General features: G+C 71.9%; 26 protein-coding genes and 2 tRNA genes. 11 read left to right on the top strand and 17 right to left on the bottom strand.

What is annotated here, in order from left to right; genetic code table 11:
- Positions 1 to 130 precede the first annotated feature (130 nt).
- On the bottom strand, positions 131 to 1,951 hold the full coding sequence (locus F603_RS31960) for an MFS transporter (protein ID WP_019546143.1): 1,821 nt from the start codon (positions 1,949 to 1,951) through the stop codon (positions 131 to 133).
- A 107-nt stretch (positions 1,952 to 2,058) separates the two neighbouring features.
- On the opposite strand from F603_RS31960, the gene F603_RS0111405 reads away from it, so the two are divergent.
- Both F603_RS0111405 and F603_RS34010 read left to right on the top strand, forming a co-directional pair.
- Complete coding sequence (locus F603_RS0111405) at positions 2,059 to 2,502, top strand: MarR family winged helix-turn-helix transcriptional regulator (protein WP_026328327.1); 444 nt, start codon at positions 2,059 to 2,061, stop codon at positions 2,500 to 2,502.
- A 12-nt stretch (positions 2,503 to 2,514) separates the two neighbouring features.
- Entirely contained in the window at positions 2,515 to 2,667 is a 153-nt protein-coding gene (locus tag F603_RS34010; RefSeq protein ID WP_078503633.1) for a hypothetical protein, read from the top strand.
- A gap of 748 nt (positions 2,668 to 3,415) precedes the next feature.
- Here the strand turns inward: F603_RS34010 and F603_RS0111395 are convergent.
- Positions 3,416 to 3,489, bottom strand: a tRNA-Ile gene (locus tag F603_RS0111395).
- 209 nt (positions 3,490 to 3,698) lie between these two features.
- Positions 3,699 to 3,771: transfer RNA gene (locus F603_RS0111390), tRNA-Asn, on the bottom strand.
- Positions 3,772 to 3,953: 182 nt separating this feature from the next.
- Between F603_RS0111390 and F603_RS0111385 the strand changes: the two genes are divergently transcribed.
- Positions 3,954 to 4,250 carry a hypothetical protein gene (locus F603_RS0111385; RefSeq protein WP_019546140.1) on the top strand — a complete coding sequence of 99 codons (297 nt, stop codon included), beginning with the start codon at positions 3,954 to 3,956 and terminating at the stop codon, positions 4,248 to 4,250.
- A gap of 9 nt (positions 4,251 to 4,259) precedes the next feature.
- Here F603_RS0111385 and ligD read toward each other — a convergent pair whose 3' ends face one another.
- Positions 4,260 to 5,147: a non-homologous end-joining DNA ligase gene (ligD, locus tag F603_RS0111380; RefSeq protein ID WP_019546139.1), complete on the bottom strand. Its 888-nt coding sequence runs from the start codon at positions 5,145 to 5,147 to the stop codon at positions 4,260 to 4,262.
- A 732-nt stretch (positions 5,148 to 5,879) separates the two neighbouring features.
- Here ligD and ku point away from each other — a divergent pair.
- The 3 genes from ku (at position 5,880) to F603_RS0111365 (ending at position 8,611) form a co-directional block, all read left to right on the top strand.
- A complete protein-coding gene (ku, locus tag F603_RS0111375; RefSeq protein ID WP_019546138.1) occupies positions 5,880 to 6,830 on the top strand; it encodes a non-homologous end joining protein Ku in 951 nt (316 codons plus the stop codon).
- Positions 6,831 to 6,950: 120 nt separating this feature from the next.
- A complete protein-coding gene (locus F603_RS0111370; RefSeq protein ID WP_019546137.1) occupies positions 6,951 to 7,733 on the top strand; it encodes an IclR family transcriptional regulator in 783 nt (260 codons plus the stop codon).
- Between the two features lie 5 nt (positions 7,734 to 7,738).
- A complete protein-coding gene (locus F603_RS0111365; RefSeq protein WP_019546136.1) occupies positions 7,739 to 8,611 on the top strand; it encodes an SMP-30/gluconolactonase/LRE family protein in 873 nt (290 codons plus the stop codon).
- A 30-nt stretch (positions 8,612 to 8,641) separates the two neighbouring features.
- Here the strand turns inward: F603_RS0111365 and F603_RS0111360 are convergent, their stop codons facing one another.
- Positions 8,642 to 9,106, bottom strand: coding sequence for a MarR family winged helix-turn-helix transcriptional regulator (locus tag F603_RS0111360; protein ID WP_026328326.1), 465 nt, complete (start codon positions 9,104 to 9,106; stop codon positions 8,642 to 8,644).
- 103 nt (positions 9,107 to 9,209) lie between these two features.
- Here F603_RS0111360 and F603_RS0111355 point away from each other — a divergent pair, with 103 nt between their 5' ends.
- Positions 9,210 to 10,238, top strand: a complete 1,029-nt coding sequence (locus F603_RS0111355) for an NADP-dependent oxidoreductase (protein WP_019546134.1) — start codon at positions 9,210 to 9,212, stop codon at positions 10,236 to 10,238.
- Positions 10,239 to 10,283: 45 nt separating this feature from the next.
- On the opposite strand, the gene F603_RS0111350 is transcribed toward F603_RS0111355, so the two are convergent.
- From F603_RS0111350 to F603_RS0111335, 4 genes are all read right to left on the bottom strand, one after another.
- Positions 10,284 to 11,273 (bottom strand): hypothetical protein, encoded by a 990-nt coding sequence (locus F603_RS0111350; RefSeq protein ID WP_019546133.1) that lies wholly within the window; start codon positions 11,271 to 11,273, stop codon positions 10,284 to 10,286.
- Positions 11,274 to 11,317: 44 nt separating this feature from the next.
- Positions 11,318 to 12,349, bottom strand: a complete 1,032-nt coding sequence (locus tag F603_RS0111345) for a zinc-dependent alcohol dehydrogenase (protein ID WP_019546132.1) — start codon at positions 12,347 to 12,349, stop codon at positions 11,318 to 11,320.
- 32 nt (positions 12,350 to 12,381) lie between these two features.
- Entirely contained in the window at positions 12,382 to 13,533 is a 1,152-nt protein-coding gene (locus tag F603_RS0111340) for a mandelate racemase/muconate lactonizing enzyme family protein (protein ID WP_019546131.1), read from the bottom strand.
- Positions 13,534 to 13,829: 296 nt separating this feature from the next.
- Positions 13,830 to 14,804, bottom strand: coding sequence for an SGNH/GDSL hydrolase family protein (locus F603_RS0111335; protein ID WP_019546130.1), 975 nt, complete (start codon positions 14,802 to 14,804; stop codon positions 13,830 to 13,832).
- 353 nt (positions 14,805 to 15,157) lie between these two features.
- Here F603_RS0111335 and F603_RS0111330 point away from each other — a divergent pair, with 353 nt between their 5' ends.
- Positions 15,158 to 15,655, top strand: a complete 498-nt coding sequence (locus F603_RS0111330) for a DUF3145 domain-containing protein (RefSeq protein WP_245600746.1) — start codon at positions 15,158 to 15,160, stop codon at positions 15,653 to 15,655.
- Positions 15,656 to 15,725: 70 nt separating this feature from the next.
- On the top strand, positions 15,726 to 16,607 hold the full coding sequence (locus F603_RS0111325; protein WP_078503631.1) for an NAD(P)-dependent oxidoreductase: 882 nt from the start codon (positions 15,726 to 15,728) through the stop codon (positions 16,605 to 16,607).
- A 65-nt stretch (positions 16,608 to 16,672) separates the two neighbouring features.
- On the opposite strand, the gene F603_RS0111320 is transcribed toward F603_RS0111325, so the two are convergent.
- The 5 genes from F603_RS0111320 to F603_RS0111300 all read right to left on the bottom strand — a co-directional run bounded on the left by F603_RS0111320 (position 16,673) and on the right by F603_RS0111300 (position 21,703).
- Positions 16,673 to 17,935, bottom strand: a complete 1,263-nt coding sequence (locus tag F603_RS0111320; protein WP_019546127.1) for a beta-ketoacyl-[acyl-carrier-protein] synthase family protein — start codon at positions 17,933 to 17,935, stop codon at positions 16,673 to 16,675.
- A 96-nt stretch (positions 17,936 to 18,031) separates the two neighbouring features.
- Positions 18,032 to 18,280: an acyl carrier protein gene (locus F603_RS0111315; protein ID WP_016906637.1), complete on the bottom strand. Its 249-nt coding sequence runs from the start codon at positions 18,278 to 18,280 to the stop codon at positions 18,032 to 18,034.
- A gap of 72 nt (positions 18,281 to 18,352) precedes the next feature.
- Positions 18,353 to 19,357 carry a ketoacyl-ACP synthase III gene (locus F603_RS0111310; RefSeq protein WP_019546126.1) on the bottom strand — a complete coding sequence of 335 codons (1,005 nt, stop codon included), beginning with the start codon at positions 19,355 to 19,357 and terminating at the stop codon, positions 18,353 to 18,355.
- A gap of 106 nt (positions 19,358 to 19,463) precedes the next feature.
- Positions 19,464 to 20,399 carry an ACP S-malonyltransferase gene (locus F603_RS0111305; RefSeq protein WP_019546125.1) on the bottom strand — a complete coding sequence of 312 codons (936 nt, stop codon included), beginning with the start codon at positions 20,397 to 20,399 and terminating at the stop codon, positions 19,464 to 19,466.
- Between the two features lie 101 nt (positions 20,400 to 20,500).
- Positions 20,501 to 21,703, bottom strand: coding sequence for a PucR family transcriptional regulator (locus tag F603_RS0111300; protein ID WP_019546124.1), 1,203 nt, complete (start codon positions 21,701 to 21,703; stop codon positions 20,501 to 20,503).
- Positions 21,704 to 21,763: 60 nt separating this feature from the next.
- Here F603_RS0111300 and F603_RS0111295 point away from each other — a divergent pair, with 60 nt between their 5' ends.
- Positions 21,764 to 22,447, top strand: a complete 684-nt coding sequence (locus F603_RS0111295; protein WP_019546123.1) for a pirin family protein — start codon at positions 21,764 to 21,766, stop codon at positions 22,445 to 22,447.
- A gap of 4 nt (positions 22,448 to 22,451) precedes the next feature.
- Here the strand turns inward: F603_RS0111295 and F603_RS0111290 are convergent, their stop codons facing one another.
- Entirely contained in the window at positions 22,452 to 23,270 is an 819-nt protein-coding gene (locus F603_RS0111290; RefSeq protein ID WP_019546122.1) for a serine hydrolase domain-containing protein, read from the bottom strand.
- Positions 23,271 to 23,351: 81 nt separating this feature from the next.
- Between F603_RS0111290 and F603_RS0111285 the strand changes: the two genes are divergently transcribed.
- A complete protein-coding gene (locus tag F603_RS0111285; protein WP_051096170.1) occupies positions 23,352 to 23,810 on the top strand; it encodes a MerR family transcriptional regulator in 459 nt (152 codons plus the stop codon).
- Between the two features lie 31 nt (positions 23,811 to 23,841).
- On the opposite strand, the gene F603_RS0111280 is transcribed toward F603_RS0111285, so the two are convergent.
- Both F603_RS0111280 and F603_RS0111275 read right to left on the bottom strand, forming a co-directional pair.
- Positions 23,842 to 25,053: an acyltransferase family protein gene (locus F603_RS0111280; protein ID WP_019546120.1), complete on the bottom strand. Its 1,212-nt coding sequence runs from the start codon at positions 25,051 to 25,053 to the stop codon at positions 23,842 to 23,844.
- Entirely contained in the window at positions 25,046 to 26,215 is a 1,170-nt protein-coding gene (locus F603_RS0111275) for an alpha/beta hydrolase (RefSeq protein WP_026328325.1), read from the bottom strand. Before F603_RS0111275 ends, F603_RS0111280 begins: the two co-directional genes overlap by 8 nt.
- Between the last annotated feature and the right edge of the window lie 3 nt (positions 26,216 to 26,218).

Here is a 26,218-nt window from a genome sequence, read left to right as displayed (position 1 = left end):
AACGTGGCATCGCAGCGTCAACGTCTGGACGAGCCGTTCCCATCGTTGCGATCACGGATTGCTCGTTCAGCAAACTTCCGGTCCCGTAGACCTCACGTAGCCGAGCACGACGTGGACTTGTGACAAGGCATCAGTGGACGACCAGTACGGGGCACGCAGCGTGCTCGGCGCAGGCGGCGCTAACCGAACCCATGAGGAGCCCGGCCACCACTCCATATCCGCGGGAGCCCAGGATGATCATGGAAGCCTTGCCGCTTTCTTCCAGCAGGACCCTCGTAGTGCCGCCCTCGACGATGGCCGTCTCGTACTGGTCGGGTGGCCTGTCGCCGTGGGCCTGTCGCACTGCGTTGTCTTGGGTCCGACGTGCCCGGTCTGCCTCGTCGTCGACGAGGTCGGCGTACACGTCTTCGGCCGGCGACGGCACCTCCCGTACGGTGATCACTTTGAGCCTCTTCTGCAATGCTGCACTGAGGACCACCGCGACGCGCAAGGCTTTGATGGAGGCCGGCGACCCGTCCACGCCGACGATGATCGCGGCCCCGCTGCCGCCGTTCGGCCGCTCTGGCGGCATCTGCTCGACGTTTCTGGCATGAAGGAACCACACCAGCGCAGACGCCGCGACGCAGATGCCCGCAGCCGTCCACAGCACCGTGGTGTAGCCACCCACGGTCGGCTGACCGTTCCCGTCACCCCGAGCGGCGAGAATGGTCGCGGTGAGGGCGCTGCCCAGCGCGTACCCGGTGAAACGGAGTACCTGGTAGAAACCGATGGCGCTCCCTGCCTCGTCGGTGGGCACGCCCTCAGTGATCGTGCCGGGGATCGCTGCGAAAGTGGTGCCGAGCCCGATCCCGAGCAAGCCCGACATCACGAAGGCTTGCCACAGGCTGTCGTGGAAGAGGGCGAAGAAGCCGCATCCCGCAGCGGATACGAGGCACCCCAACACCAGCACTCCGCGAGTGCTGAGACGCGCTTGCAGCGTGGGGAGCGTGCGGGAACTGGTCAGCATGAACACCGACAGGGGAATGAGAACGAGCCCGGCTATGACGGTTGGTGCCGAGAACCCGAATCCCGCGGACCTGGGAGTCTGCACGAACGCCGTCATCCCGGTCAGCACCATGTACATTGCGACGCCGAGTACGAGGGCACACGCGTCGCCGCGGAGCACGGCCGGACGTCGTAGCAGGCGCAACTGCACCAAAGGGGTGTCGGCGCGTAGCTGGTGCATGATCCATCCGGCGACGACCAGGGCCCCGGTTGCCAGCAGGATGACGATGGCGGGCGTTCCCCAGCCCCATTGGCTTCCCTCGGAGACCCCGACGAGCGTTGCCGTCAGTGCAATCGCAAGGAGCCCTGTTCCGATCCAGTCGTGCGGCTGTGCTCTCTTCGCACCTGTACTGGGCGGAACGACGAGCGCGACAGAGACCAGCGTGACGCCGGAGACGACCGCGCCGAACCAGTATGCGGCGGGCAACCCCCACGCTCCGGCGATCCACCCGCTGACCGGGTACCCGGCTCCCAGACCGGCCGCCGACGACACCGACAACAGAGCGATCATCGCTGGCGCCTTTGCCGAAGGCAAAGCCTCACGCACGGTCGCCATCGCCAAAGGCGCGAGCGCGAGCCCAATCCCCTGGAGACCACGGCCCAGGATCAACAGGCCGAGGTTCCCCGCCGTAGCTGCCACGACGCCGCCCACCGTGACCACGGCCAGACTCACGAGCATCGCCGCGCGCCTTCGCGGGCCATCCCCGAGCCGCCCGAGCACGGGCGAGCCGACGGTGCCGACCAGCAGCGCCACCGTCAACGACCACTGCGCGCTACTCAGCGACGCATCAAAGTCGCGAGCGATGATCGAAATGAGCGGGGCACCGAACGAGCTGATGATGCTCGACACCAGCGTCGCCATCACCAACACCGGGCCGACCAACGCGGTGCGCTGCCTTGCGGTCATCGTTCTGCTCCGCTCCCTGCTCGATCATCCGTCACGCGATAACCGCGTGCAGTCCACACGCAGTTAACGTACTCCAGTAGCGTGCAAATTGCACGTATCATGGTGACGTGATCAGTAGAGAACTGGCAGGCGAGCTGGAGCAGGCCCTCGGACAGCTCCTGTTGAGACGTAATCGGGCTGTGCTCTACGATGCCGTGCTCGACGGAGCGCCCGTAGATATTGACCGTCAGACCTACCCGGTGCTCAGCGGACTCTCGCGGCTCGGGCCGCAGACGGCGAAGCGGCTGGCGGACGAGGTCGGCATCGACCGATCTGGAGCCAGCCGTTACGCCGACCGGCTCGAAGCCGCTGGCCTGCTCGAACGGGAGCCGGATCCCAGCGATGGCCGGGCTACCCTCTTGGTGTTGACGCCGCAGGGTAAGGCCGTAGCCGCACGGCTTCACGAAGCCCTAGCTGAACATCTTGCTGAGAGAATCGCCGACTGGTCCGACTCGCAGACACGGACGCTGGTTGACGGCATCCATCTCCTCATCGACCAGCCGAAAGGGTAGCGCTCGCAACGCATGCTCACCGTGATCCTGTGCGGGCTCGAACGCAACGGTCTTGTTGAGCGCGAGATCTTCGTCGAGATGCCGCCCAGGGTGCAGTCCTCGCTGACACCCCTGGAAGCTAGGCGGAGCGCGTCTCCTGCTCGGGGGCAGCCCGCCGCCAGGTGAAGGCAACCCGGTCCGCGTCCACGGTGCGCGTCCCGAACGCGGCCGGGTACACCGCGATCTGCTGCAAGAGGAGGACGAACGGCCCCTTCTTCGCCTCCAGGAACGGCTCCTACAGGGGCGTGCTTTACATGCTCCACAAATCGAGCTCGCGTCGACTCGTCCCGGATCAGGGCGGTGAGCTCCTTGCCCGCCGCCTTGAAAGCAGCCAGCGACATACCCGACCCCGCTGCATGGTCCGCCCCCAGCTTCTTTTGCCGTCGGTGCGCCGAAGCGACCTGCCTGTCCAACTCCTTCGCTTGAAAGGGCAGTTCATCTCGTGCGATACCGATCAGCTTCGCGACTTCCGGTGTGGCCAACTCGCCCGGGACCTGTTCTGCCGCGTACTTCTCGTACATGTCCGCGTTGATCCGGACCTTGCCGCAACCGCCCGGATGCTGCGCCGAGGTCGGGGGGGGGGCAGCGATGGTCGCGAGCTCCCGCGTTCGACGGTGAGGCTCCCAGGGTGGTGCCGCACTGGGGGCTTCCGACCGGCTTGCCGCCAGCAGCAGTTCGTACTGCACGCCGGCCTGCGAACGGGCGACGGAAGGCGGCGTGAGGGGCCTCTCGGTTCCCTGAGCCGTCCTCATGTCCCCTGTGTGTCCCCTGAGCCTTGGTCTGAACGGATGAACGGGGGTCGCCGCTACGGTGCGGCGACCCCCGTTCTCGCGTTTCGGCAGGTCAGGATGAGTACCTGACAGTGCTTCCGCGGTGGGGCGGGTGGGACTCGAACCCACGGCCGACGGATTATGAGTCCGTTGCTCTAACCGGCTGAGCTACCGCCCCTCAATGGTGCGGCGCGTACATGTGTGCGCGCCGTCTGCCGCAGCATAGCTCCTCATACGATCTGCCGCCCGGGCCGGGGGAGACGTACGGAGTGAGGGACAGCGCCGGGAGGGTCCGCGGTTCCACGAACCGGGGCGAAGTGCGCGCCGGGCGTGGGTACATGGGAAAGAAGAAGAAGGGCCCTCTGCGTGAGGGCCCTCCGAGTGAAGCTCCCGCGACTGGACTCGAACCAGTAACCTGCCGGTTAACAGCCGGCTGCTCTGCCGATTGAGCTACGCGGGATCGTCTGCACCGCCGCGTCCCCGGTTTCCGGGGGCGCTCCCTTGCGGTGAGCAATACATTAGCGCATGCCAGGGGGTGCTCCGAAATCGGTACCCGCTCGTCCTCCGGCATGCTGTGCTCACGACGGTTCGCGCAGCACGCGTGGAGCGGAGAACTGGAACAACTCGGAGGAAGGGGTGGCCATGCGCTACCGGCTGACGTTCGCCGCCGGACTGGCGGTGGGGTACGTACTCGGGTCGAAGGCCGGCCGCGAGCGGTACGAGCAGTTGGCGGCTGTCACCAGGCGGATCGCGGAGAACCCGGCGGTGCGCAACGCGGGCGAGGCCGCCGTGCAGACCGGCCGGGAGGCCGCGGCGAAGGCCGTCGACGCGGTGGGGGAGCGGACCGGGTACCGGCTTCCGCCGTCGGTGAGCGCGCGGATCAGGTACCCGGGAGGCGCCGGCGACACGCTCGACGAGCGGAGCGGACGCGCCGGTTGAGGCGCGCGGTCAGGAGGGGAGGGCGCGGCGGCCCTTCTTGAGGAGGAGGGGCGCCATCAGGTCGCCCTCCTGCTCCAGGCGGTCGGGGAGTTGGGTGGCGAGGAAGACGAGGTCGTCGACGGAGTCGGCGGCGGCGAGCTCGTCCCAGCCGACGGGCGTGGAGACGGTCGGGTGCTCCTTGGCGCGCAGCGTGTAGGGGGCGGCCGTCGTCTTCGCCGCGTTGTTCTGCGACCAGTCGACGAAGACCTTCTTCTTTCTGAGGTTCTTCTCCATGCGGCTGACGGCGAGGTCGGGGAGTTCCTGCGCCGCCTCGGCGGCGAGTGCCTTGGCGTAGTCCGAGACCCGTTGCGAGGGCGTCCGTTTGATCGGGGAGAGCAGGTGGAGGCCCTTGGAGCCCGAGGTCTTGGGGTACACGGCGATTCCGTCCGCCTCCAGCCGCTCCCGCAGCCAGTCGGCGACGGTGCGGCAGTCGAGGATGTCGGCTCCGGGGCCGGGGTCGAGGTCGAAGACGAGGCGGTCGGACTCGCCCTGGTGCGGTACCTGCCACTGCGGGGTGTGGAGTTCCAGGGCTGCGAGGTTGGCCGCCCAGACGAGGCTCGGGCGGTCGGCGAGGAGCACCTGTTCCATCGGCTTCTTGCTCGCCACCGTGATCTCGCGCACCGTCAGCCAGTCCGGGGCGCCCTGGGGGACGTGCTTGGTGAAGAAGCGCTCGCCCTCGACGCCGTCGGGGTACCGGAGGAAGGAGAGCGGGCGCTCGTCGATGTGGGCCAGGACGGTGCGGGCGACGGTGGCGTAGTAGTGGATCGCCTCGCCCTTGGTGAAGCCCGTCTCGGGGTAGAGCACCTTGTCCAGGTTGCTGAGCTTGAGTGTGCGGCCGTCGATCTCCGTTTGCGGCATAAGGCCGAGAATCGCACAGAAGGGCGTTCGGCGCGGAGTTGCGCGCCGGTGCGGCCGGGTTCGGGCTCGGGGCGGTGGGGGCGTCGCAGTCGAGGGCGACGGTGCTTACCCGCGATCTTGCGTGCGGCCTCATGGCGGCCGACCGTGCCCGAGCCCCGGAGCTCAGCGAACCGCTGGGTGCGGGTGCGGAGTTGGCGACCGTCTCCCGCGGTGCGGCGTCGTCCGGCCGTGGGCAGACCGAGGGCCGCGGGCGACGCGCGGTCGCGTCATGGCCGTACGGTCGCCCCGAACCCGCCCGTCGCCATGGCGACCGGTGCCGCACGGCCTTCCTTCCGCTGCTGGTGCGGTCGGCGGCACCCGCCGTGGTCGATGTCGGCGGCGGGCTCGGCTCGCTCTCGCGCCGCACCTCGCGGGGTGCGCCGGCGTACGCGTATCAGGGCGTCGCCTGTCCGGCGTCGAAAGCGGGGGTGAACGTGGCCACGGTGCAGTACGCGAAGGCGTACCCCGGTATGCGGATCAGTGCCGTCGACCCGGAAGCGACCGATCTGGACGCAGACTGTGGAGAGCGCGGAGATCAGCGTCCGTACGGCGCAGGTGGGACGCGAGAAGCCGACCGGTGGCTGCTTCGACGCAGCGTCCCGTCCCCTGGTGGTCAGGCGCCCGGCGGCGGTCGAATATCGCCGGGGCCTGCGCCGCCCTAGCCTGGAGCGGACGCGGGGAAAGGAGCTCGGCATGAGGGCCACCTGGAAGGGCGCGGTCTCGTTCGGCCTGGTCACGATCCCCGTGCAGCTCTTCGCTGCCACCCGGGAGCACGACGTTCCGCTCCACCAGGTCCACCGCAGGGACGGGTCGCGCATCCGGATGCGGCGCTTCTGCGAGGTGGAGGACAAGGAGGTTCCGTACTCCGAGATCGCCCGGGGGTACCAGGCGCCGGACGGGACCACCGTCACGCTCTCCGAGGAGGACCTCGCCGAACTGCCCATCCCCAGTAAGAAGACGATCGAGGTGCTCGCCTTCGTCGACGCCTCCGAGATCGATCCGCTGATGTACTCGCGCGCGTACTACGTCGGGGTGACCGACCGGGCGGCGAACAAGCCGTACGTGCTGCTGCGGGAGGCGCTGACGGAGTCGGGCCAGATGGCGGTGACGAAGATCGCGCTGCGTTCCCGGGAGTCGCTCGCCGTGCTCCGCGTCCACGGGGAGACCCTCGTGCTCCAGACCTGCCTGTGGCCCGACGAGGTGCGGGACGCCGGCGAGGTGGCGCCGAAGGAGGACGTGACGGTGCGTCCGCAGGAGCTGAAGATGGCGCGGTCGCTGATGGAGACGCTCTCGGAGGGGTTCCAACTCTCCGCGCTCCAGGACGAGTACACGGCGGCGCTGCTGGAGGTCGTCGAGGCGCGGTTGGAGGGCGTCGAGCCGCCGCACGAGCGGGGGCCGCGGGAGCGGGGCGGCAATGTCATCGATCTGATGTCGGCGCTGGAGAACAGCGTCAAGGCGGCGAAGGGCGGGGGGGCTTCCTCCGGGAGCGCGGCGAAGAAAGCGGCCCGGAAGAAGGGTGCCGCGAAGAAGGCGGAGGCGAAGAGGACGGCGGAGAAGGCGGGCGGAAAGTCCGCGCAGAAGAAGGCGGCGGCGAAGAAGACCGCTGCGAAGAAGACCGCCTCGCGTCCGCGCAAGTCCGCCTAGTCTCACGGGAGTTCGGGGCCGGGGGCGTTGCCGCCCGATGCCTGCCGCAGTAGGGTCTGATCGGTATATCGATCGGTTTTCGGGTCCTCGAACAAGCGGGGCGCAGAGGGGGTGGCGGGCATGGGACGGCTGGTGCCCGCGGTCACGAGGGCGCTCGACATCCTCGAACTCTTCCTCGAAGGGGACGGCACCCTCAGCGCCCCCGAGATCACCCGCCGCCTCCAACTGCCGCGCACCACCGTCCACGAGCTCGTCACCACGCTCGCCGCCCGCAACTTCCTCGCGCCGCTCCCCGAGCAGCCGACCCGCTACCGCCTCGGGGTCCGCGCCTACCAGTTGGGCAGCAGGTACGCCGAGCAGATGGACCTCGCCTCCGAGGGGCAGTCCGTGGCCCGGGCCGTCGCGGAGGAGTGCGAGGAGACGGTGCACGTCGCCGTCCTCGAAGGGCTCGACGTCATCTACATCGCCAAGGCCGACAGCACCCGTACGGTCCGCATGGTCTCGGCGGCGGGGCGCAGGCTGCCGGCGCACTGCACGGCAGTCGGCAAGATGCTCCTCGCCTCGCTCCCGCCGGACGAGTTGGAGGGAAGGCTCGCCGAGGCCGGACCGCTGCGCGCGATGACGCCGTACTCGCTCGCCGAACCCGAGGCGCTGCGCGGGGCGTTGCGCGAGGCTGCGGAGCGGGGTGTGGCGGTGGAATGGCAGGAGTCCAACCGGGACGTGGGCTGCGTGGCGGCGCCGGTGCGGGACGCGGCGGGGCGGGTCGTCGCCGCGCTGAGCGTCTCGGTGCCGGTCGTGCGGTTCGCGAGGGAGCGACGGGTGGAGCTGGAGGCACTCGTGCGGCGGGGCGCGGGCGAACTCTCCGAACGGCTCGGTCACACACGGCGCGAGAGGCGGATGTGAGGGCGATGGCAGCGAGAGCGACAGCACCCGAGGTCGCGGTCCACGCGGCTGCGAGGCTCGGCGAGGGGCCCACCTGGGATGCGGCGAGGTCCCGGCTCGTGTGGGTCGACATCCTCTCCTCCCGCGTCCACACCTGGGCACCGGGGAGTGGGAGGCGCAGCGTCCTCGACGCGGGGCAGCACGTGGGAGCGGCGAAGCCGCGGGCCGGCGGCGGGCTCGTCGTCAACCTCCGGGACGGCGTGGGGCGTTACGACGAGGACGGGGCCTTCTCCTGGCTCAGCCGGGAGCCCGTCCCGGGCCGCCGGGCCAACGACGCCGCCGTCGCGCCCGACGGCTCACTGTGGGCGGGCACCATGCGCTACGACGAGGCCGGGGGCGGCGGCACGCTCAGCCGCCACACCGGCGACGGCAGCGTGCAGGTGCTCCTGCCCGAGGTCACCGTCAGCAACGGGCTCGGCTGGAGCCCCGACGGCACCCTGCTCTATCACATCGACACCCCCACGCGCCGGATCGACGTCTACCGCCCCGAGGTCGACGCCTCCGGCGTCCGACTCGGTGAGCGGCGCACGCTCGTGGAGATCGAGGAGGGCGCGGGTTACCCGGACGGCCTCGCCGTCGACGCGGTGGGCTGCGTCTGGGTGGCGCTCTGGGACGGTGCCGCCGTCCGCCGCTACACGCCCCGCGGCGCACTCGACGGTGCCTGGACGATCCCCGCGGCGCGTCCGACGGCGTGCGCCTTCGGCGGCCCCGACCTGCGCGACCTCTACGTCACCACGGCGCGCGGCGGCGATCACCCGGCGGTCAGGCCGCTCGCCGGGTCGTTGCTGGTACTGCCCGGAGTCGGGGAGGGACTGGCCGGGGTGCCGTTCGCGGGGTGAACCGCCCTGTGTGCGGCGCGGGTCGGATGCTCATTCGACCGCTCCGGCGCCGAGTATGCGGCGCAGCAGGTCGCGGAGGTGGGTGCGCTCCTCGGGGGCGAGTTCCGCGAGGGGCTCGCGGGCGAACTCCAGGCCGCCGCGGAGGCTCTGCGCCGTCGCTTCGCCCTGCTCGGTGGCGAAGGCGATCTTGACCCGGCGGTCGCCGGGGTCCGCGCGGCGCTCGACGAGGCCGCGGCTCTCCAGCCGGTCGACTATGCCCGTGACGTTCGACGGCTCGCACTTGAGATGCTCGGCGATCCGCCGCATCGGCATCGGCCCGCGTGCGAGCAGGGCCAGCAGCCGCGCCTGCGCGCCGGTCAACGCGTGCTCGGCGGCGGCCCGTTCGTACTCCTCGTGGTAGCGCGCGACGACGGCGCCGACGAGTTCGACGACCTCCAGACTCAGCTCGTCGAGGGGCGCGGGCCGCGAGGCCGGTGCGGGATGGGGGACTGCCATGCCGTACAGGGTAGCCAGCAGCACAAGTTGTTTGACAACGTGAAATTCTTCCACGCATTGTTGCTTCACGTTCTGAAGTAACCGCTTGCGGAGGTGTTCCCCCATGGCGTCGTCCGAGACGATCCCGGCGACAGGTCGCAACTGGCAGTTGACCGCGCGACCCAGGGGCTGGCCCGAACCGGACGACTTCGCGCTGCGCGAGGAGCCCGTCGCCGAGCCCGAGGAGGGGCAGGTCCTCGTACGGAACCTCGCGTTCTCCGTCGACCCGTACATGCGTGGCCGGATGGACGACGTGAAGTCCTACGCCCCGCCCTTCCAGCTCGACCGGCCCATGGACGGCGGCGCCGTCGGAGAGGTCCTCGCCTCCCGCGCCGAGGGGTACGCACCCGGCGACCACGTGGTGCACGGTCTCGGTTGGCGCGAGTACGCCACCCTGCCCGCCGAGCGCGCGGGGAAGATCTCGGCGGACGCTGCGCCGCTCACCGCCTACCTCGGAGTGCTGGGGATGCCCGGACTCACCGCCTACGCAGGACTGTTGGAGGTCGCCTCCTTCCAGCCGGGCGACGCGGTCTTCGTCTCGGGGGCCGCGGGCGCGGTCGGCAGCATCGTGGGGCAGATCGCCAGGATCAAGGGCGCCTCGCGGGTGATCGGCAGTGCGGGGAGCGACGAGAAGGTCGCCAAGCTCACCGGGCGGTACGGCTTCACCGAGGCGTTCAACTACAAGTCGGCGCCGGTTGCCGAGCAGTTGAAGGCGGCGGCGCCCGACGGGATCGACGTCTACTTCGACAACGTGGGTGGCGACCATCTGGAGGCGGCGCTGCGCTCCTTCAACGTCCACGGGCGTGCGGCGATCTGCGGCATGATCTCGCAGTACAACGCGACCGAGGCGCAGCCGGCGCCGCGCAACCTCGCCCAGCTCATCAAGAAGCGCATCCGCCTCCAGGGCATGCTCGTCCAGGACCACGAGGCGCTCAGGCCCCGGTTCCTCGACGAGGTGCCGGCCTGGATTCGGTCCGGCGAACTCGTCTACGACGAGACCTTCGTGGACGGCATCGAGAACGGCGTCGACGCCTTCCTCGGCATGCTGCGCGGCGAAAACACCGGGAAGATGGTCGTCCGCCTCGCGCGCTGAGCCGGGCTCGTCGGATGCGGGGCCCCGCCTCGGGGCCCCGCAGGCTCAGCCTTCCGGCACCGGGAAGCGGGACAGCTCGCCGGGGAGACGGGAGCCGAGCGGCGACATCCCGTCCGCCGCGCCGAGCCGCTCCAGGAGGTCCAGTGCGAGACGGCCGCGGCGTACGCGCTCGCGGGCAGTGGCGAGGGTGGTCTCGCGCAGGTGGGCGCCGTAGGGGTAGATGCCGGGGGCCTTGCTGAGGCCGAACTTGAGGTAGAGCGGTGCTGCGCGGCGGATCAGCTCGGCGGCCTCGTACATGCGGACGTAGCCGCCGAGGTCGTCGGGGGCCTCCAGATAGAGGTCGAGCGGGGCGGGACTCGACCGGCGTATCTCCGTCAGGTGTTGGAGCGTCAGGTCGGAGGGGACGTTGAGCGAGTCGGCGCCGAGGCGCTCGTAGACCGCGTAGGACGCCGGGTTGACGGGGCCGATGAGCGCGGAGACTTTCAGCGTCGTCTCCGCGGGCAACCGCCCTGCCGCGCGCAGCCGGTGGAGCAGCCAGAGCACCCCTTCGTCGGCGACGAGCAGGCACCGCACGCCGAGCTCGGCGGCGCGCAGCGCGTCCTCGACGCAGCCGGCGACCGCGTCCTGCCCGCGGGCGCGGAGGCCGGCTCCGCCGGAGTCGGTGCGCGTGGACGCACCGGTGTCCCAGGTGCCGCGCGGTCCTGTGAAGAGGCAGAGCTCGATGCGGCGTTCGGCGCAGACCGAGACCATCTCGGAGATCTCCGCGTCGGTGAGCATCCACACCCCGCTGCCCTGGCTGATGCGGTGCAGCGGCACGTCGAGGCGCTCCGCCTCGCGCACCACCGTCTCCAGCGCCTCGGGCCCCTCGACGGAGGGCACCTCGGTGCGCCAGCGCCCGCCGTCGGGGAAGGCGTGCCGCGACGTGTCCTCGGGCGACGGGGTGGGGACGGGGACGCCGAGCGAGGCGAGCGCGGCACCCGCAGGGGTGCGCGGGGGTGCGGCGGGCGCGGAAGCGGTACCCGGTGAAGTACGCACGGTGCTCCAGGTGTTGGAAGGGACTGTTCCGGGGGAGGGTCCTGTCAGTCGGGTCTGAGCAGCACCTTGCCGGTGCCGCCCTCCCCGACGAGCGCCATCGCCGCGGGGAACTCGGTGAACGGCAGCTCGTGCGTGATCAGGGAGGCGACCGCCGGCGGCGGCAGAACCCCCGTGGAGAAGGCGCGTACGGCGTGGCTCCACGCCGCCGAAGAGGCGCCGAAGACCGAGCGGACGGTGAGCTGGCTCACCGAGAGGTGGACGGGGTCGATGCCCTCGGCGCCGTCGGCGAACATCCCCGTGAGGACGACGCGGCCGCCGCGCCGTGCGAGCAGGCACGCGTCCCTCGCGGTGGAGCGCGCTCCCGCCGCCTCCACGACCAGGTCCCAACCGGGTTCGTCGGTGGGGGAGTCGGCGCACTCGACGGTCGCGCCCATGGAGCGCGCGCGCTCCCTCGCTGCGGGGCGCGGGTCGACGGCGAGGAGCTCGGCGGGGGAGGAGGCGGCGAGGAGCCGGACGGCCAACTGCCCCAGTGTGCCCGCGCCGAGCACCGCTATCCGCTCTCCGGGCTGCGGTGCGCCCGCGAGGACGGCCGCGGCGGCGACGGCTGCCGGCTCGAGGAGCGCGGCCGCGCGCAGATCGGCGTCGTCGGGGAGGAGGTGGAGCAGGTCGGCGGGGACGACGAGGGTGTCGGCGAAGCCGCCGGGGCGGGTGAACCCCGTCTCGTCGTAGCCGCCCGCGCACAGGCTGGTCGCGCCCTCGCGGCACCGGGTGCACCTTCGGCAGGCGCGGAACCCCTCGGCAACGGTGCGGCGTTGGAGCAGCGCGGGGTCTACGCCTTCGCCGACGGCCTCCACCGTCCCGGCCCACTCGTGCCCCGGGACCACCGGATAGCGGACGTACCCTTCGGCGCGGGTGCCCTGCCAGACCTCGCGGTCGCTGGCGCACACCCCCGCGGCGTGCACCGCTACGCGCACCTCGCCGGGGCCGGGTGGCGGCGGCGGGCCGCTGACGACACGGTGGGCGCCGGGTGCGTCGACGACGACGGCGCGTACCCGACGGGCGGTGCCTTGGCTCAAGGTGTCTCCTTCTGCGGCCGGTGGGGCACGGCTCAGCTCTTCGGCGCGCGGCGCTCCCAGCCCTCGGCCCAGAGGTCGAAGTGCGCGCGCTGCTGCGGGAGTTCGGCCGCCGCCTCGGTGTCGAGCTCGACGCCGAGGCCGGGGGACTCGGGAAGCGCGAAGTACCCGTCGACGACCTCGGGGGCGCCCTTGACGACATGTTTGATCTCGGCGTCCGCGAAGTCGTTGAAGTGCTCCAGCACCTTGAAGTTGGGGGTGGAGAAGCCGAGCTGGAGGGAGGCGGCGGTGAGTACGGAGCCGCCGACGTTGTGCGGTGCGAGGAGCATGTGGTGCGTGTCGGCGGTGGCGGCGAGGTGGCGCGTCTCCAGGATGCCGCCGAGGTGGCCGACGTCGGGCTGGACGATGTCGGCGGCCTGGGACTCGAAGAGCTCGCGGAACTCGATCCGGTCGTGTATCCGCTCGCCGGTGGCGATCGGCTGGTCCACCTTCTCGGCGACCTTCGCGAGCGCCTTCAGGTTCTCCGGCGGCACCGGCTCCTCCAGCCAGGCCGGCCGGAACGGCGCCAGCTCACGGGCGAGGCGCACGGCGGTCGCGGGGCTGAACCTTCCGTGCATCTCCAGCATCAGCTCGGTGTCCGGGCCGATCGCGTCGCGGACGGCCTCGATGAGCGAGACGGCGTACCGCGTCGCCTCGGTGTCCAGCTCCAGCCTGCCGTTTCCGAACGGGTCGATCTTCAGGGCGCGGTAGCCGGCCTCGACGACGCCGCGTGCGGCCTCGTGGTACGCCTCGGGGGTGCGCTCGGTGGTGTACCAGCCGTTGGCGTACGCCTTGACGCGCTCGCGCACCTGCCCGCCGAGCAACTGCCAGACGGGGACGCCGAGCGCCTTGCCCTTGATGTCCCAACACGCCATCTCCACACAGGCGATGCCGGACATCACGATCTCCCCGGCCCGTCCGAAGTCCCCGTACTTCATCCGCTGCACGAGGTCGGCGACGGCGAACGGGTCGGAGCCGACGACGTGGTTGGCCTCGGCCTCCCGCAGGTAGCCGACGAGCGCGTCGGTGTGCCCGAGCATGCGCGTCTCGCCGACGCCGGTGAGGCCCTCGTCGGTGTGGACGACGACGTAGGTCAGGTTGCGCCACGGGGTGCCGACGACGTGGGTGCTGAGGCCGGTGATGCGCACGGTTTTGCCCCTTCGGTCAGTGCCTGGCGGTGCCTTGGGCGTCCGGGCGCCAGGCGGTGCCTGCCGTCCGGCGGGGAGCCGGCGTGGCTCTCGTACGAGGTGTTCGGTATATCGATCGCCGTTCGAAATACGGAAGTGAATTTAAGGACGCCCGGCACCAGCGTCAATGGGTGGGCCGCCGGAAACAGATGCCAGGGCGCCGACGAACTCCCTTGTGCACAGGGGAAGTTCGCTGCTCGGCAGCGGTACTGGACGTCACTCCGTCCGGTGAAGGGGCGGGTGCGAAGATGACGGGGTCAGTCGGAACCGGCGCCTTCTTCCGCCGTGATCTGGCGGTACGCGAGGTCGGCGAGGCGCTGCTGGCCCTGGCGGCTGGGGTGGAACCAGTCCCAACTGCTGAGTTCGCCGGCGCTGAAGCGGAAGGCGAAGACGGCGCCCTCGTCGTACCTGCACCGCGCGTCGGCGGCGCAGACCTCGCGGAGCGCGCCGTTGTACGCCACGACCCGCTTGCGCACCTCCTGGCGGCGCTCGTCGTCGACGGGACGGTCGGACTGCGGGTCCTTGAGCATCGACTGGCAGATGCCGAGCCCCCACACCCGCACGCTCGTCGGGTTGTCCCGCCCCTGCTCCCAGAGCCGCAGGAGGTCGGGCACGCTGGCGACGTACACCTGCGCCTTCGGCTGGTCGGCGCGGAGCGTGCGGAGGGCCTCCCGGAAGGACTCGCGGAACTCGGCGACCGGCGTCATCTGCGCCGTCGTCTGCCGGCAGGCGTCGTTGGCACCGGTCATGACGGTGACGAGGTCGGGGTCGTGCGTCGCGGCCCTGCGCATCTGCTGCGGCAGGTCGGCCATCCGCGAGCCGCTCACCGCGTGGTTGGAGCTGTGCGCCTTCGGCCTCTCCAGGAGGCGGGAGGCGAGGCTGTCGACGGAGCGGTCGGTGCCGGTCGCCCAGGAGGCGGAGGGGCAGTCGGCCAGGAGCGAACAGGCGTCGAACCCGCGGGTGATGGAGTCCCCGACGGCGGCGAGCGACTCGGGCGCGCGGTTCCATTCCGTTTCGGACGTGGGCGACGGCGAACCGGAGGGGCGTGCGGAAGAATCCGTGCGCGGGTTCTCCGCGCTGCTGCCACCGGAGTCCGAGCCCCCGTGGACCGCGGCGAGTGCCAGCCCCGCGGCGAGCACCGCCGCGAACGCGCCGACGGCGACCCCGCGGGCCCCAACTCCCCGCCGTCGCCCGCCTGGTGGGCGCTGTGCGTCCCCGTCGTCGTGCGTCATCTGGCTCCCGTCCCGGCGCTGTGCTCTGTCGGCCGCGCGGAGGCGGCCGGGTGTCCGAGGTGTGGCGCTCCGGTGCACAACCGACCGTACGTCACCGCGCGGTGGCTGCGGCGAGGTAACTTTGCCCAGGTGGTGGCGGGTGTCGCAGCGTCCGCCCCGGAGGCCCGCCGTACGCGGCCCCACATGCTGTCCTATTCGAGGAGAATCGACCGCCGTAGTGTTTACTGTTCGTGGCCGCGGGAGCTGGGTGAGGTGACCGTCGGTACACAATGTCAGGCGCCGTACCCGCGCTTGACCGGGTTGGTAGGCGAGGCGCCGGGGACGGCGACCCTCGGACCGCACTGGAGGTCCCGGTGACGACGACACGTGGAGTTCTGTACGTGCATTCCGCGCCACGCGCGCTCTGCCCGCACGTCGAGTGGGCGGTGGCCGGAGTCCTCGGTGCCCGCGTCAGTCTCGACTGGATCAGACAGCCCGCCTCGCCCGGCACTTGGCGCTCCGAACTCTCCTGGCAGGGAGACCCGGGAACCGCGTCCAAGCTCGCCTCGGCGCTCCGCGGCTGGCACCTTCTCCGCTTCGAGGTCACGGCCGAGCCCTGCCGCTCCGCCGAGGGCGAGCGGTACAGCTCCACTCCGGAGCTCGGCATCTACCACGCCGTCACCGGCATGCACGGCGACATCCTCATCCCCGAGGACCGCCTGCGCGCCGCGGTCGCGCGCTCCGCGCACGGCGAGAGCGAGCTGCGCAAGGAGATCGACCGCCTCCTCGGCAAACCCTGGGACGACGAGCTCGAACCGTTCCGGCACGCGGGCGAGGGCGCTCCCGTGAGGTGGCTGCACCAGGTGGTCTGAGCGGCGCGGCGCCGGGCGCCCGCGGCTCGTCGCACGCCCGTGTACGCGGTGCGGGGCTAGGGTTTCAACCATGTCTGAGACCACATCGGCAGCCGTACTCGGAACCGGCACCATGGGCGCGGCCATGGCCCGCAACCTCCTCGCCGCCGGGCTGCACGTCCGCGTCTGGAACCGCACTCCGGCCAAGGCCGAGGCCCTCGCGGGGGAGGGCGCCGTCTTCTGCTCGGAGCCCGCCGACGCGGTGCGCGGCGCCGACACCGTGCTGACGTCGCTCTTCGACTCCGCCTCCGTGCTCCGCACGATGCACGAGGCGCTCGACGGACTGAGCGAGGGCACCGCCTGGCTCCAGGCGAGCACCGTCGGCCCGGAGGGCACGGCTCCGCTCGCCGCGTTCGCGCGGGAGCACGGCCTGGAGTTCCTCGACAGCCCGGTGCTCGGTACCAAGGCTCCGGCCGAGGCGGGCCGACTCACCGTCCTCGCCTCGGGTTCGACGGCGGCGCGCGACAAGGCCGGACCCGTCCTCGACGCCATCGGCAGCAGGACGGTCTGGCTCGACACCGAGCCGGGGAGCGCCAGCCGGCTCAAGCTCGTCCTCAACAACTGGGTGCTGACGCTCATCAACGGGACGGCCGAGACGCTCGCCCTCGCCGAGGGGCTCGGCGTCGACCCCTCCGCTTTCCTCGACGCGGTGCAGGGCGGCCCCCTCGACTCCCCCTACCTCCGCACCAAGGCGGCGCACATCATCAACGGCGACTACACGGCGAGCTTCCCCCTCTCGGGCGCGCGCAAGGACGCGACGCTCATCGCGCAGGAGGCGGAGCGCGCCGGCGTCCGCCTCGACCTCGCGCCCGCGGGGGCCGAACGGCTGCGTCGCGCGGAGGAGTTGGGGCACGGCGCGGAGGACGCGGCCGCTTCCTTCCTCGCCGGCTTCGAGGAGCGGCGCCGGAGCTGACCGCACGCACGTGGGCGGGGCCTTCCCCGGGGAAGGCCCCGCCCACGTCGGCGAGCGAGACGGGCTCAGACCGTCCGAAAGGCCGTCACGACGTTGTGCCCCCCGAACCCGAAGGAGTCGTTGAGCGCCGCGATCCGCCCCTCGGGCAGCTCCCGCGACTCGTCGCGCACGACGTCGACGCACACCTCGGGGTCGAGGTTGCGGATGTTGATCGTCGGGGGTGCCGTGCGGTGGTGGAGCGCGAGGATCGTGGCGATCGTCTCGACGCCTCCCGCGCCGCCGAGCAGATGCCCGGTCATCGACTTGGTGCCGGAGACGGCGATGTGGTCGGCGTCGTCCCCGAAGACCTTGCGCAGCGCCGTGAGTTCGGCGACGTCGCCCAGCGGGGTGGAGGTGGCGTGCGCGTTGACGTGCACCACGTCCCGGGGGGAGAGGTCGGTGGAGTCGAGGAGGTGCTGGAGCGCGAACGCGATGCCGTTGCCGGTCGGTTCGGGCTGCACGATGTCGTGGCTGTCGGCGGAGAGGCCCTGGCCGACGGCCTCCACGTAGACGCGGGCGCCGCGGGCAGCCGCGTGCTCGGCCGACTCGAGCACGATGACACCGGCTCCCTCGCCGAGGACGAAGCCGTTGCGCTCGGTGTCCCACGGACGGGAGGCGCCCTGCGGATTGTCGTTGTCCTTGGTCATCGCCATCATGTTGGCGAAGGCCGCGATCGGCAGCGGGTGGATCGCCGCCTCGGTGCCGCCGGCGACGACGATGTCGGCGCGGCCGGTGCGGATCATCTCGACCGCGTAGCCGATCGCCTCGGAGCCGGAGGCGCAGGCGCTCACCGGCGTGTGGACTCCGGCCCGTGCGTTGACCTCGAGGCCGACGTTGGCCGAGGGGCCGTTCGGCATCATCATGGGCACGGTGTGCGGGGAGACGCGGCGTGCGCCCTTCTCCTTCAGCGCGTCGTACTGGTCGAGCAGCGTCGTGACGCCGCCGATGCCGGAGGCGATCACCGCGCCGAGGCGGTCCGGGTTGACCGTGCTCCCCTCTCCCGCCTTGCCCTCGAACCCGGCGTTCGCCCATGCCTCACGCGCCGCGATCAGCGCGAACTGCGCCGAGCGGTCGAGGCGCCTGGCCTGAGCGCGAGGGAAGATCTCGCCGGGGTCGACGGCGGCGCGGGCGGCGATGCGGACGGGCAGGTCCGCCGCCCACTCCTCCTGGAGCGGACGGACACCGGAGCGGCCCGCCTTGAGCCCCTCCCACGTCGATGCGCTGTCGCCACCCAGCGGTGTGGTTGCGCCGAGACCGGTGACGACCACGGTGCGGTTGGTCGCGTTCACTGGATTCTGTCTCCACTGGTAGAGGGTGTTTCGTTTGAGCCACCCGGAGACCGGGTGGCGACAAACGCGTCAACGGCCTGCCGAGCGCCGCGGGCTTCAGCCCTGGTGCGCGAGGATGTAGTCGGCCGCGTCCTTGACGGTCTTGAGGTTCTTGACGTCGTCGTCCGGGATCTTCACGTTGAACTTCTCCTCGGCGGCGACGACCACCTCGACCATGGACAGCGAGTCCACGTCCAGGTCGTCGGTGAAGGACTTGTCGAGCTCGACGTCCTCCGCCGGGATGCCGGCGATCTCGTTGACGATCTCGGCGAGGCCCGAGACGATCTCTTCCTGCGTGGCGGCCATGGCGGCGCTCCTTCGGTGTGTGCTGTGAGTTCCGCAGCCCCGACCTCTTCGTGCGGGTCTGCGGGATCTTGACTAGGGGAGGGTAACGACCGTCGCTGCGTACACGAGACCCGCCCCGAACCCAATGACGAGCGCGGTGTCCCCGCTCTTCGCCTGTCCGGTCGCCAGCATCCGCTCCATCGCGAGCGGGATGGAGGCGGCCGAGGTGTTGCCCGTCGACTCCACGTCGCGGGCGACCGCGACGCTCTCCGGCAGCCGGAGGGTCTTCACCATCGAGTCCACGATCCGCAAGTTGGCCTGGTGCGGAATGAAGACGTCGAGGTCCTCCGGGCCGACCCCGGCCGCGTCGAGCGCTTCCTGGGCGACCTTGGCCATCTCGAAGACCGCCCAGCGGAAGACCGTCTGGCCCTCCTGGCGGATGGCGGGGAACTTCTCCACCTCGCCGTCGCGGTAGGCGTCCCAGGGTACCGTCTGCGCGATCACGTCCCGCTTGTCGCCCTCCGAGCCCCAGATCGAGGGGCCGATGCCGGGCTCCTCCGACGGGCCGACGACCACGGCGCCCGCGCCGTCGCCGAAGAGGAAAGCGGTGGAGCGGTCGGTGAGGTCGGTGAGGTCGGAGAGGCGCTCGGTGCCGAGTACGAGGACGTGCTCCGCGCTCCCCTCCGTGACCATGCCCTTGGCGAGGGTGAGGCCGTAACCGAAGCCGGCGCAGCCCGCGTTGATGTCGAAGGCCGCGGCCCTGCCCGCGCCCAGGCGGTCCGCGATCTCGGTGGCGATCGAGGGCGTCTGCTTGAAGTGCGAGACGGTCGAGATGACGACGGCGTTGATCTGGTCCGGCGATATGCCGGCGTCGGCGACGGCCTTGCCGGACGCCTCCAGGCTCATCTCGGCGACGGTCTCGTCGGGCCCTGCCCAGTGCCGGGTGGCGATGCCGGAGCGGGAGCGAATCCACTCGTCGGAGGAGTCGATGTGCTTGAGGATCTCCTCGTTGGGCACGACGCGGGTCGGCCGGTAGCCGCCGACGCCGAGGATGCGCGCGTACGGAGCGCCCTTAGCGGGCTTGATCTTCGCGGTCATGCTTCTCGGAGCTCCTTGGTGTCCTCATGGCGCAGGCGGACCGAGCCGTACGGGCCTGCCGGCTGCGCAGGGCGCGGGGTGCGGGAGTGGGACGGCATCCTCGCCGTCACTCTCCGGAGGGGGCGGACTCGGCGAGGAGTTGACGTGCCGCGTCGAGGTCGTCCGGGGTCTTGAGGGCGGCGGTGCGGACGCCGGGCAGCCCGCGCTTCGCGAGCCCCGTGAGGGTGCCGCCGGGGCAGACCTCGACCATGGCGTCGGCGCCGAGTTCTGCGAAGGTCTCCATGCACAAATCCCAACGGACGGGCGCCGAGATCTGGTTGACGAGACGGCGGAGCACCTCCTCGCCGGAGTCGACGACCGCGCCCTCCAGGTTGGAGACGTACGGAAGCGTCGGGTCGAGCGGCTCGACCTCGGTGGCGGCCTGCGCCATGGTGGCGACGGCCGGCTCCATGTGGTGGGTGTGGAAGGCGCCGGCGACCTTCAGCGGCGTGACCCGCGCCTTCTCGGGCTTCTCCTCGGCGAGCGCCGCGAGCTGTTCGGCGGTGCCTGCCGCGACGATCTGCCCGCCGCCGTTCCTGTTCGCCGGGGTGAGGCCGAGCTTGTCGAGGTGTGCGGTGACGTCCTCGGGATCGCCGCCGAGGACGGCGGACATGCCCGTCTCGGTGACGGCTGCGGCGTCGGCCATCGCCGCACCGCGCCGCCGGACGAGGCGCAGCGCGGTCTCGGCGGGGAAGACGCCGGCGAGGGCGGCGGCGGCGAGTTCGCCGACGCTGTGACCCGCGGTCGCGCCGAGCCGTTCGGCGGGGGCGCCGCCGTCCAGCAGCGCCTCGGCGGAGATCAGTGCGGAGGCGACGAGGAGCGGCTGCGCGACGGCGGTGTCACGGATCTCTTCGGCGTCGGCCTCGGTGCCGTAGTGGACGAGGTCGAGTCCTATGGCGTCCGACCACTGTCTGAGTCGGTCGGCCACGCCGGGGAGTTCGAGCCAGGGGGACAGGAAGCCAGGCTTCTGGGCGCCTTGGCCGGGAGCGACGAGTACGAGCACGCTCTCAACTCTCTCTTGGGAACGGCGGTCCCCGCCGGTGGGGACCGATACGAAGAACGTGGAGGGTAATTGTGCCCCTTCCACAAAAGAAGGGTGCCGCCCTACGCCGGTCCTTCGAAATCTGCCAGCCGCCCGAGGACGAGCGCGATACGCAGCGTGAACGCTGAGCGGACGTCGGAAGGGGACCATCCGGTGACGTCCGTCACACGTCGCAGCCGGTAGCGGACGGTGTTGGGGTGGACGAAGAGCATCCGTGCCGCGCCCTCCAGGCTGCTCGCCTGCTCCAGGTAAACGCTGAGTGTCTCCAGCAGCGCCGAACCGGCCTGCTCCAGCGGTCTGTAGATCTCCTCCACCAGTAGGTCGCGCGCGGCGGGGTCGCCCGCCATCGCGCGCTCCGGGAGGAGGTCGTCCGCGAGGACGGGCCGGGGCGCGTCCGGCCACGCGGCGCACGCCTTGAGTCCGGCCGTCGCCGCCTGCGCCGAACGCGTCGCGGAGAGCAGGTCGTTGACGACGGGCCCGGCGACGACGGGCCCCGCCGCGTAGGGCCCGATCAGCGACTTCGCGGCGCGGAGCGGGTCGTCGGAGCCGCCGGCGATCACGACGAGCCGGCTGCCGAGGACGCCGGTGAGGACCTGCAGCTTGGCGTGCCGCGCGGCACGGCGGATCGCCTCGACGGTGAGCGCGCTGTCCCCGTCGGGCGCGCTGCCGAGGACGACGACGACGTGCTCGGGCGAGCCCCAACCGAGCGCGGCCGCACGGGAGATGGCCCCCTCGTCGGCCTCGCCGGAGAGCACCGCGTTGACGACGAGCGATTCCAGACGGGCGTCCCAGGCGCCGCGCGCCTCGGCGGCCTGCGCGTAGACCTGCGCGGTCGCGAAGGCGATTTCGCGGGCGTAGACGAGGAGCGCCTCGCGGAGCACCGACTCGTCGCCCGGCGCCGCCACCTCGTCGATCGCGGCCTCGACGACCTCGATCGTGGTCCGCACCATCTCGACGGTCTGGCGCAGGGTGATCGCGCGGGTCAGCTCGCGGGGGGCGGTGCCGAAGACGTCGGTGCTGATCGCCTGCGGCGTCTCGGGGTGCCGGAACCACTCGGTGAAGGCGGCGATACCCGCCTGCGCGACCAGCCCGATCCAGGAGCGGTTCTCCGGAGGCATGGCGCGGTACCACGGGAGTTGCTCGTCCATGCGCGCGATCGCGGCGGCGGCGAGCTTCCCCGAGGAGTGTTCGAGCCGGCGCAGCGTCGCCTTGTGCGGGTGCGGCTGCGGGTCCGGCTCCTGCGGATCGTCTGTGGGTTCGGGCACGCCCCAAGCCTGCCTCATCCCGCGGGGAGGGCGGGCGCTGGGGCGGACTACGGTGGACATATGACGCAGTCGACCCGAGTCTGGCGGGCTGAGCACCGCTACCAGGGGGGCGCGCACGCGGACGGCGTCTCGACCGCGCACGCCTTCTCGTTCTCCGGCTTCTACGACCCGGAGAACGTCAACTTCGGCCTCCTCGTCGCCTGCAACGAGGAGACGCTCGCGCCGGGCGCCGGCTTCGCCGAACATCCGCACCGCGACGTGGAGATCGTCACCTGGGTCGTCGACGGCGAGCTGGAGCACCTCGACTCGGCCGGCAACGCCACCGTCGTACGCCCTGGCGACGTGCAGCGGCTCGGTGCGGGAAGCGGGGTGCGGCACGTCGAGCGGAACGCGGGCGAGGGCGTGCTGCGGTTCCTGCAGATGTGGGTGGTACCGGGGGCGTTCGGGACGGAGCCGGAGTACGAGGTGGTGCGCGGGATCGCGGACGCGACCCCCTTCGCCCTCCCGCGCACCGAAGCGGTGCTCCACGTACGCCGGTTGGCGCCGGGCGAGCCCACCGAGCTCCCCGACGCCGAGTGGCTCTACGTCCACGTGGTACGAGGGGCGGCCGAGCTCGACGGGGAGCTGCTGCGCACCGGTGACGCGGCGAGGATCGCGGGCGCCGAGCGGCTCACCGCACGGGCTGCGGGGGAGGGCGCCGAGCTCCTCGCCTGGGAGATGAGCGCGGAGCCGCGGTACGGGTGAGGGCTCAGCCTGCGCGGAGCTCCGCGAGAACCGCGTCGGTGAACGGTGGCCACGCCTCGATCGCCCACGGCCCGAACTGGCGGTCGGCGAGGGCGACGCAGCCGGCCTGCGCCTCCGGGTCGACCCACAGGAAGCTGCCGCGCTGCCCGAAGTGTCCGAAGGTGCGTGGCGAGCTCTCCGAGCCGGTCCAGTGCGGGGACTTGGCGTCCCGGATCTCGAAGCCGAGCCCCCAGTCGTTGGGCTTCTGGTGGCCGTAGCCGGGGAGCACGCCGCTGAGTCCGGGGTATACGACCTGCGTCGCCGCGTCGAGGGTGGAGCGGTCGACGAGGGTGGGTGACTGGAGTTCGGCGGCGAAGCGTGTCAGGTCGGCGAGTGTGGAGACGCCGTCCTTCGCGGGGGAGCCGGGGAGTTCGGTGCCCGCCATGCCGAGGGGTTCGAGCACGGCCTCCCTGAGGTAGGCGGAGAACGGGATCTCGGTCGCCTCGGCGAGGTGGTCCCCGAGGGCCTCGAAGCCGGTGTTGGAGTACAGGCGCCTGGTGCCGGGGGCCGCCATCGTCCGCGGCTCGTCGAAGGCGAGTCCCGAGGTGTGCGCGAGGAGATGGCGCACGGTCGAACCCTCGGGCCCCGCCGGCTCGTCGAGCTCGACGGCGCCCTCCTCCAGCGCGACGAGCGCGGCGTACGCGGCGAGCGGTTTCGTCACCGAGGCGAGGCGGAACGGCTGCTCGGCCGGGCCGCGGCTGCCGGCCACGGTGCCGTCGGCGCGGACCACCGCGGCTGCCGCTGCCGGTACGGGCCAGTCGTCGATCATGCGCAGGCTCTCCATGCGGTCGAGCCTAGTCCCGGCGCCCGCCGCCGGTTCCGGCGCCCTTGCTTGGAGTGCACTCGAGCTCCGTACGGTTTCGGCATGAAGGTACGGGAGAGGCATGTGCAGGACGTCGACGCGGGCGGCTGCGGAACCCCCGTGCCCGGCGCGCACCCGCGGCCGGACGGGCGGGACCGCTACACGATCAGCGAGGTGGTGTCGCTCAGCGGGCTCAGCGCCCACACGCTGCGTTGGTACGAGCGGATCGGGCTGCTCGGCGAGGTGGAGCGCTCGCACACCGGGCAACGCCGGTTCACCAACCGCGACTTGGACTGGCTCTCCCTCGTGGGCAAGCTGCGGCTGACGGGGATGCCGGTCGCCGAGATGGTGCGGTACGCGGAGCTGGTGCGCGAGGGCGACCACACGGTCGGTGAGCGGCTGGAGTTCCTCGTCGCCGCGAGAGAGGACGTGCGGGGGCGGATCGCGGAGCTCCAGGGCGCGCTCGAGGTGCTGGAGTGCAAGGTGAGCGCCCACGCGGCGGCCGTCGCCGAGTCGCACTGATGAGGCCGTTGCCGCCGGGGAGTTGCGGCCGTCACACCACGGCAAAGGCGTAGAGCGCGAACGCGACGGCGAGCGCCCCTGCCATCGCCTTGCGCGCGCGCCCGGTGCCGCGCCACGGGGGCTCGAACCGGTGGGTGAGGCGACCGAGTACCACCAGCGTGCACACGAGCACCGGGAGCCACGCGAGGCGTGCGAGTACCCAACCCGGCGTGCACGGCGCTTCGGTGAGCCCCGGGACGGCCCCGAACGCCGCACCGGGAAGGGCAAGTGCCAGCAGCGCCGACTGGTGCCAGCAGAGCACCGTCATCGCGGCGAGGTTGAGCACGGCCGTCGGCGCCCACAGGGCGGGCCGCGCGAGGAGCCGCCCGAGAGGCGCACGGAGCAGCACCGCAAGCCCGCCCTGCACCGCGGCGAGCGCTGGGACGAGCAGCGAAGGCGGATGCGAGTTGGTCCGCTGCTGCCCCGGGACGCCCACCATCGAGGCGGGGTAGTCGAACCGCCACAGCAGCACCGCGAAGAGCACCCCGCCCCCTGCGACGAGCCCCGCGCAGGCCCGCCCGTCGAGCCCCCGCTCCCGCCACACGACGCCGAGTTGGTAGCCGAAGAGCCAGCCGGGGAGGAGGTTGAGCAGCCCCAGCCACTCCGGAGCCGCCTCGGCCCACGGCCCGTACCGCACGGCGTCGACGGCCGCGACCGGCAGGCACAGCACGACGGCGCTCCACACCCCGTACCTCCGCGCGGCCCGCAAGCACCAGGGGGTGAGCGCGGTCACCGCGGCGTAGACCCCGACGAACCAGAGCGGCTGCACCACGAGCACGGCCGCCGTCCGCAGCGTCGTGCCCGGCACCCCGAGCCAGGAGAGCACCGGCACCAGCGCCGCCCACACTGCCGCGACCCCCAGTACAGGACGCCCCAGCCGCAGCAGCCGGGAGCTCAGCCACTCGGCGACGGTCTCGCCGCGGTCGCGGCACCGGCGCAGAGAGAGCGCCGACGCGTATCCGCCCACGAGGAAGAAGACGCCGAGGAGTTGGAGGCCCCAGCTCAACGGTGCGAGGAAGTCGTACGTCCCCAGCGGGCTCGCGTTGCTGAGCGCGCCGTCGGCTTCCCTGACGAAGCCGCCGAGGAGCCAGTGGCCCGCGGGGACGGAGCAGAGCGCCAGCGCGCGCAGCCCGTCCAGGGCCCGGTCGCGGCCGGGCGGGGTGGCCGCCTCGACGTGCGCGAGTGCGGCGCGTACGTCAGCCATGGCGGCACCCGCTCTCACAGGTGACGTCCGTGTACCTGCCCAGCGCGATCGACGCGAAGTTCCGCAGCGACGCCGTACCCGGCACGAGGTACCCGGCGTGCCCCTCGGCACCCGAGGTGTCCACGACGCGGGCCCCGAACCCCCTGTCCGTGGGATCGGCTCCGTGTCCGAGGCCGCCGACGTCGACGTGCGGCACCCGCCCGATCCAGTCGCCCCTGCTCCTCGCCACCCACAACCGGGCGCTCCCCAACTCGCCTGCGGTGTCGGCGCGTACGCCGGGGGAGCCGTAGACGACGAGGTCCCGGAACGCGTCGGTGCCGTGCGCGGCGAGCCCGCAGACGACGGAACCGTAGCTGTGGCAGAAGACCGCGTCAGCCGGTGCGCCGGCGGCAGCCAGCCCGTCCAGGAACCGCGTCAGCCGCGGGGCGCCCGCCTCGGCGAGACGGCCCGTTGCGGCGTCCGGGCCGAGCCCCGACGGTGTGGTGTAGCCGACCCATGCCACGACCGCGGTCCGCACGCCGGGGGCCGCGCGCCGCATCTCGGCGCGGAGCGCCTCAGCGGCGCCCAGTGGTCGGGCGTACCGGTCGGCGCCGTGTCCCTCCAGGCGCGCGAGGTCGGTGTCGGCGCCCGGTACCAGCACTGCGACGCGGTCGGCCCTGCCGAGGTCGCCGAGTACCTCGGCGACCTGGCCTCTGCCGCGGGGGTCGAAGGCGAGGATCTGCCGTCCTGCGGTGCCGAGTCGACCGTAGTGGGCGGCTCGTTCGCGCGCCTTTGTGCGCTCGGTCGGCGCACGGTCGTTCTCCTTCGCGCGGGCGTGTTGGCGTGCGCGTTCGGCGCGCAGCGCCATGCGGTTGGCGCGGTAGCGGAGCCGGGGCGGTGCGCCGTCGAGGTTGCCCGCGACGAGCGGGTGGCGGTGGACGAGGCGGGCTCCGCCGTCCCGGAGGCGGGCGAAGTAGGCGGCCACGTCGGCGGGTTCGGCACCGGGGGAGGGCGGGTGCTTTCCGTCCGCGGTGTCGGCCCGCCAGGCGGCCGAGCCCGGCGGGGGAGCCGTCACCGGTTGCTCCTCCGCCCCCGCGGCCCAGCCGGCCGTACCGAGCACGGCGACCGCCGCGAGTAGCGCGGCACCCCGACGACGCCGCTTCCCTGCTGCCCTGCGCTCCACTGC

The organism is Streptomyces sulphureus DSM 40104 (assembly GCF_000381025.1).
GTDB classification, from domain to species: Bacteria; Actinomycetota; Actinomycetes; order Streptomycetales; family Streptomycetaceae; genus Streptomyces; species Streptomyces sulphureus.
This window is presented reverse-complemented; position numbering and strand designations above follow the sequence as displayed.

What these genes read in the sequence shown, in the direction of transcription:
- F603_RS31960 (WP_019546143.1), bottom strand. Translation starts at nt 1,951, where the DNA reads ATGACCGCAAGGCAGCGCACCGCGTTGGTCGGCCCGGTGTTGGTGATG.
- F603_RS34010 (WP_078503633.1), top strand. Translation starts at nt 2,515, where the DNA reads ATGCTCACCGTGATCCTGTGCGGGCTCGAACGCAACGGTCTTGTTGAG.
- F603_RS0111385 (WP_019546140.1), top strand. Translation starts at nt 3,954, where the DNA reads ATGCGCTACCGGCTGACGTTCGCCGCCGGACTGGCGGTGGGGTACGTA.
- ligD (WP_019546139.1), bottom strand. Translation starts at nt 5,147, where the DNA reads ATGCCGCAAACGGAGATCGACGGCCGCACACTCAAGCTCAGCAACCTG.
- ku (WP_019546138.1), top strand. Translation starts at nt 5,880, where the DNA reads ATGAGGGCCACCTGGAAGGGCGCGGTCTCGTTCGGCCTGGTCACGATC.
- F603_RS0111370 (WP_019546137.1), top strand. Translation starts at nt 6,951, where the DNA reads ATGGGACGGCTGGTGCCCGCGGTCACGAGGGCGCTCGACATCCTCGAA.
- F603_RS0111365 (WP_019546136.1), top strand. Translation starts at nt 7,739, where the DNA reads ATGGCAGCGAGAGCGACAGCACCCGAGGTCGCGGTCCACGCGGCTGCG.
- F603_RS0111360 (WP_026328326.1), bottom strand. Translation starts at nt 9,106, where the DNA reads ATGGCAGTCCCCCATCCCGCACCGGCCTCGCGGCCCGCGCCCCTCGAC.
- F603_RS0111355 (WP_019546134.1), top strand. Translation starts at nt 9,210, where the DNA reads ATGGCGTCGTCCGAGACGATCCCGGCGACAGGTCGCAACTGGCAGTTG.
- F603_RS0111335 (WP_019546130.1), bottom strand. Translation starts at nt 14,804, where the DNA reads ATGACGCACGACGACGGGGACGCACAGCGCCCACCAGGCGGGCGACGG.
- F603_RS0111325 (WP_078503631.1), top strand. Translation starts at nt 15,726, where the DNA reads ATGTCTGAGACCACATCGGCAGCCGTACTCGGAACCGGCACCATGGGC.
- F603_RS0111315 (WP_016906637.1), bottom strand. Translation starts at nt 18,280, where the DNA reads ATGGCCGCCACGCAGGAAGAGATCGTCTCGGGCCTCGCCGAGATCGTC.
- F603_RS0111310 (WP_019546126.1), bottom strand. Translation starts at nt 19,357, where the DNA reads ATGACCGCGAAGATCAAGCCCGCTAAGGGCGCTCCGTACGCGCGCATC.
- F603_RS0111295 (WP_019546123.1), top strand. Translation starts at nt 21,764, where the DNA reads ATGACGCAGTCGACCCGAGTCTGGCGGGCTGAGCACCGCTACCAGGGG.
- F603_RS0111290 (WP_019546122.1), bottom strand. Translation starts at nt 23,270, where the DNA reads ATGGAGAGCCTGCGCATGATCGACGACTGGCCCGTACCGGCAGCGGCA.
- F603_RS0111285 (WP_051096170.1), top strand. Translation starts at nt 23,352, where the DNA reads ATGAAGGTACGGGAGAGGCATGTGCAGGACGTCGACGCGGGCGGCTGC.
- F603_RS0111280 (WP_019546120.1), bottom strand. Translation starts at nt 25,053, where the DNA reads ATGGCTGACGTACGCGCCGCACTCGCGCACGTCGAGGCGGCCACCCCG.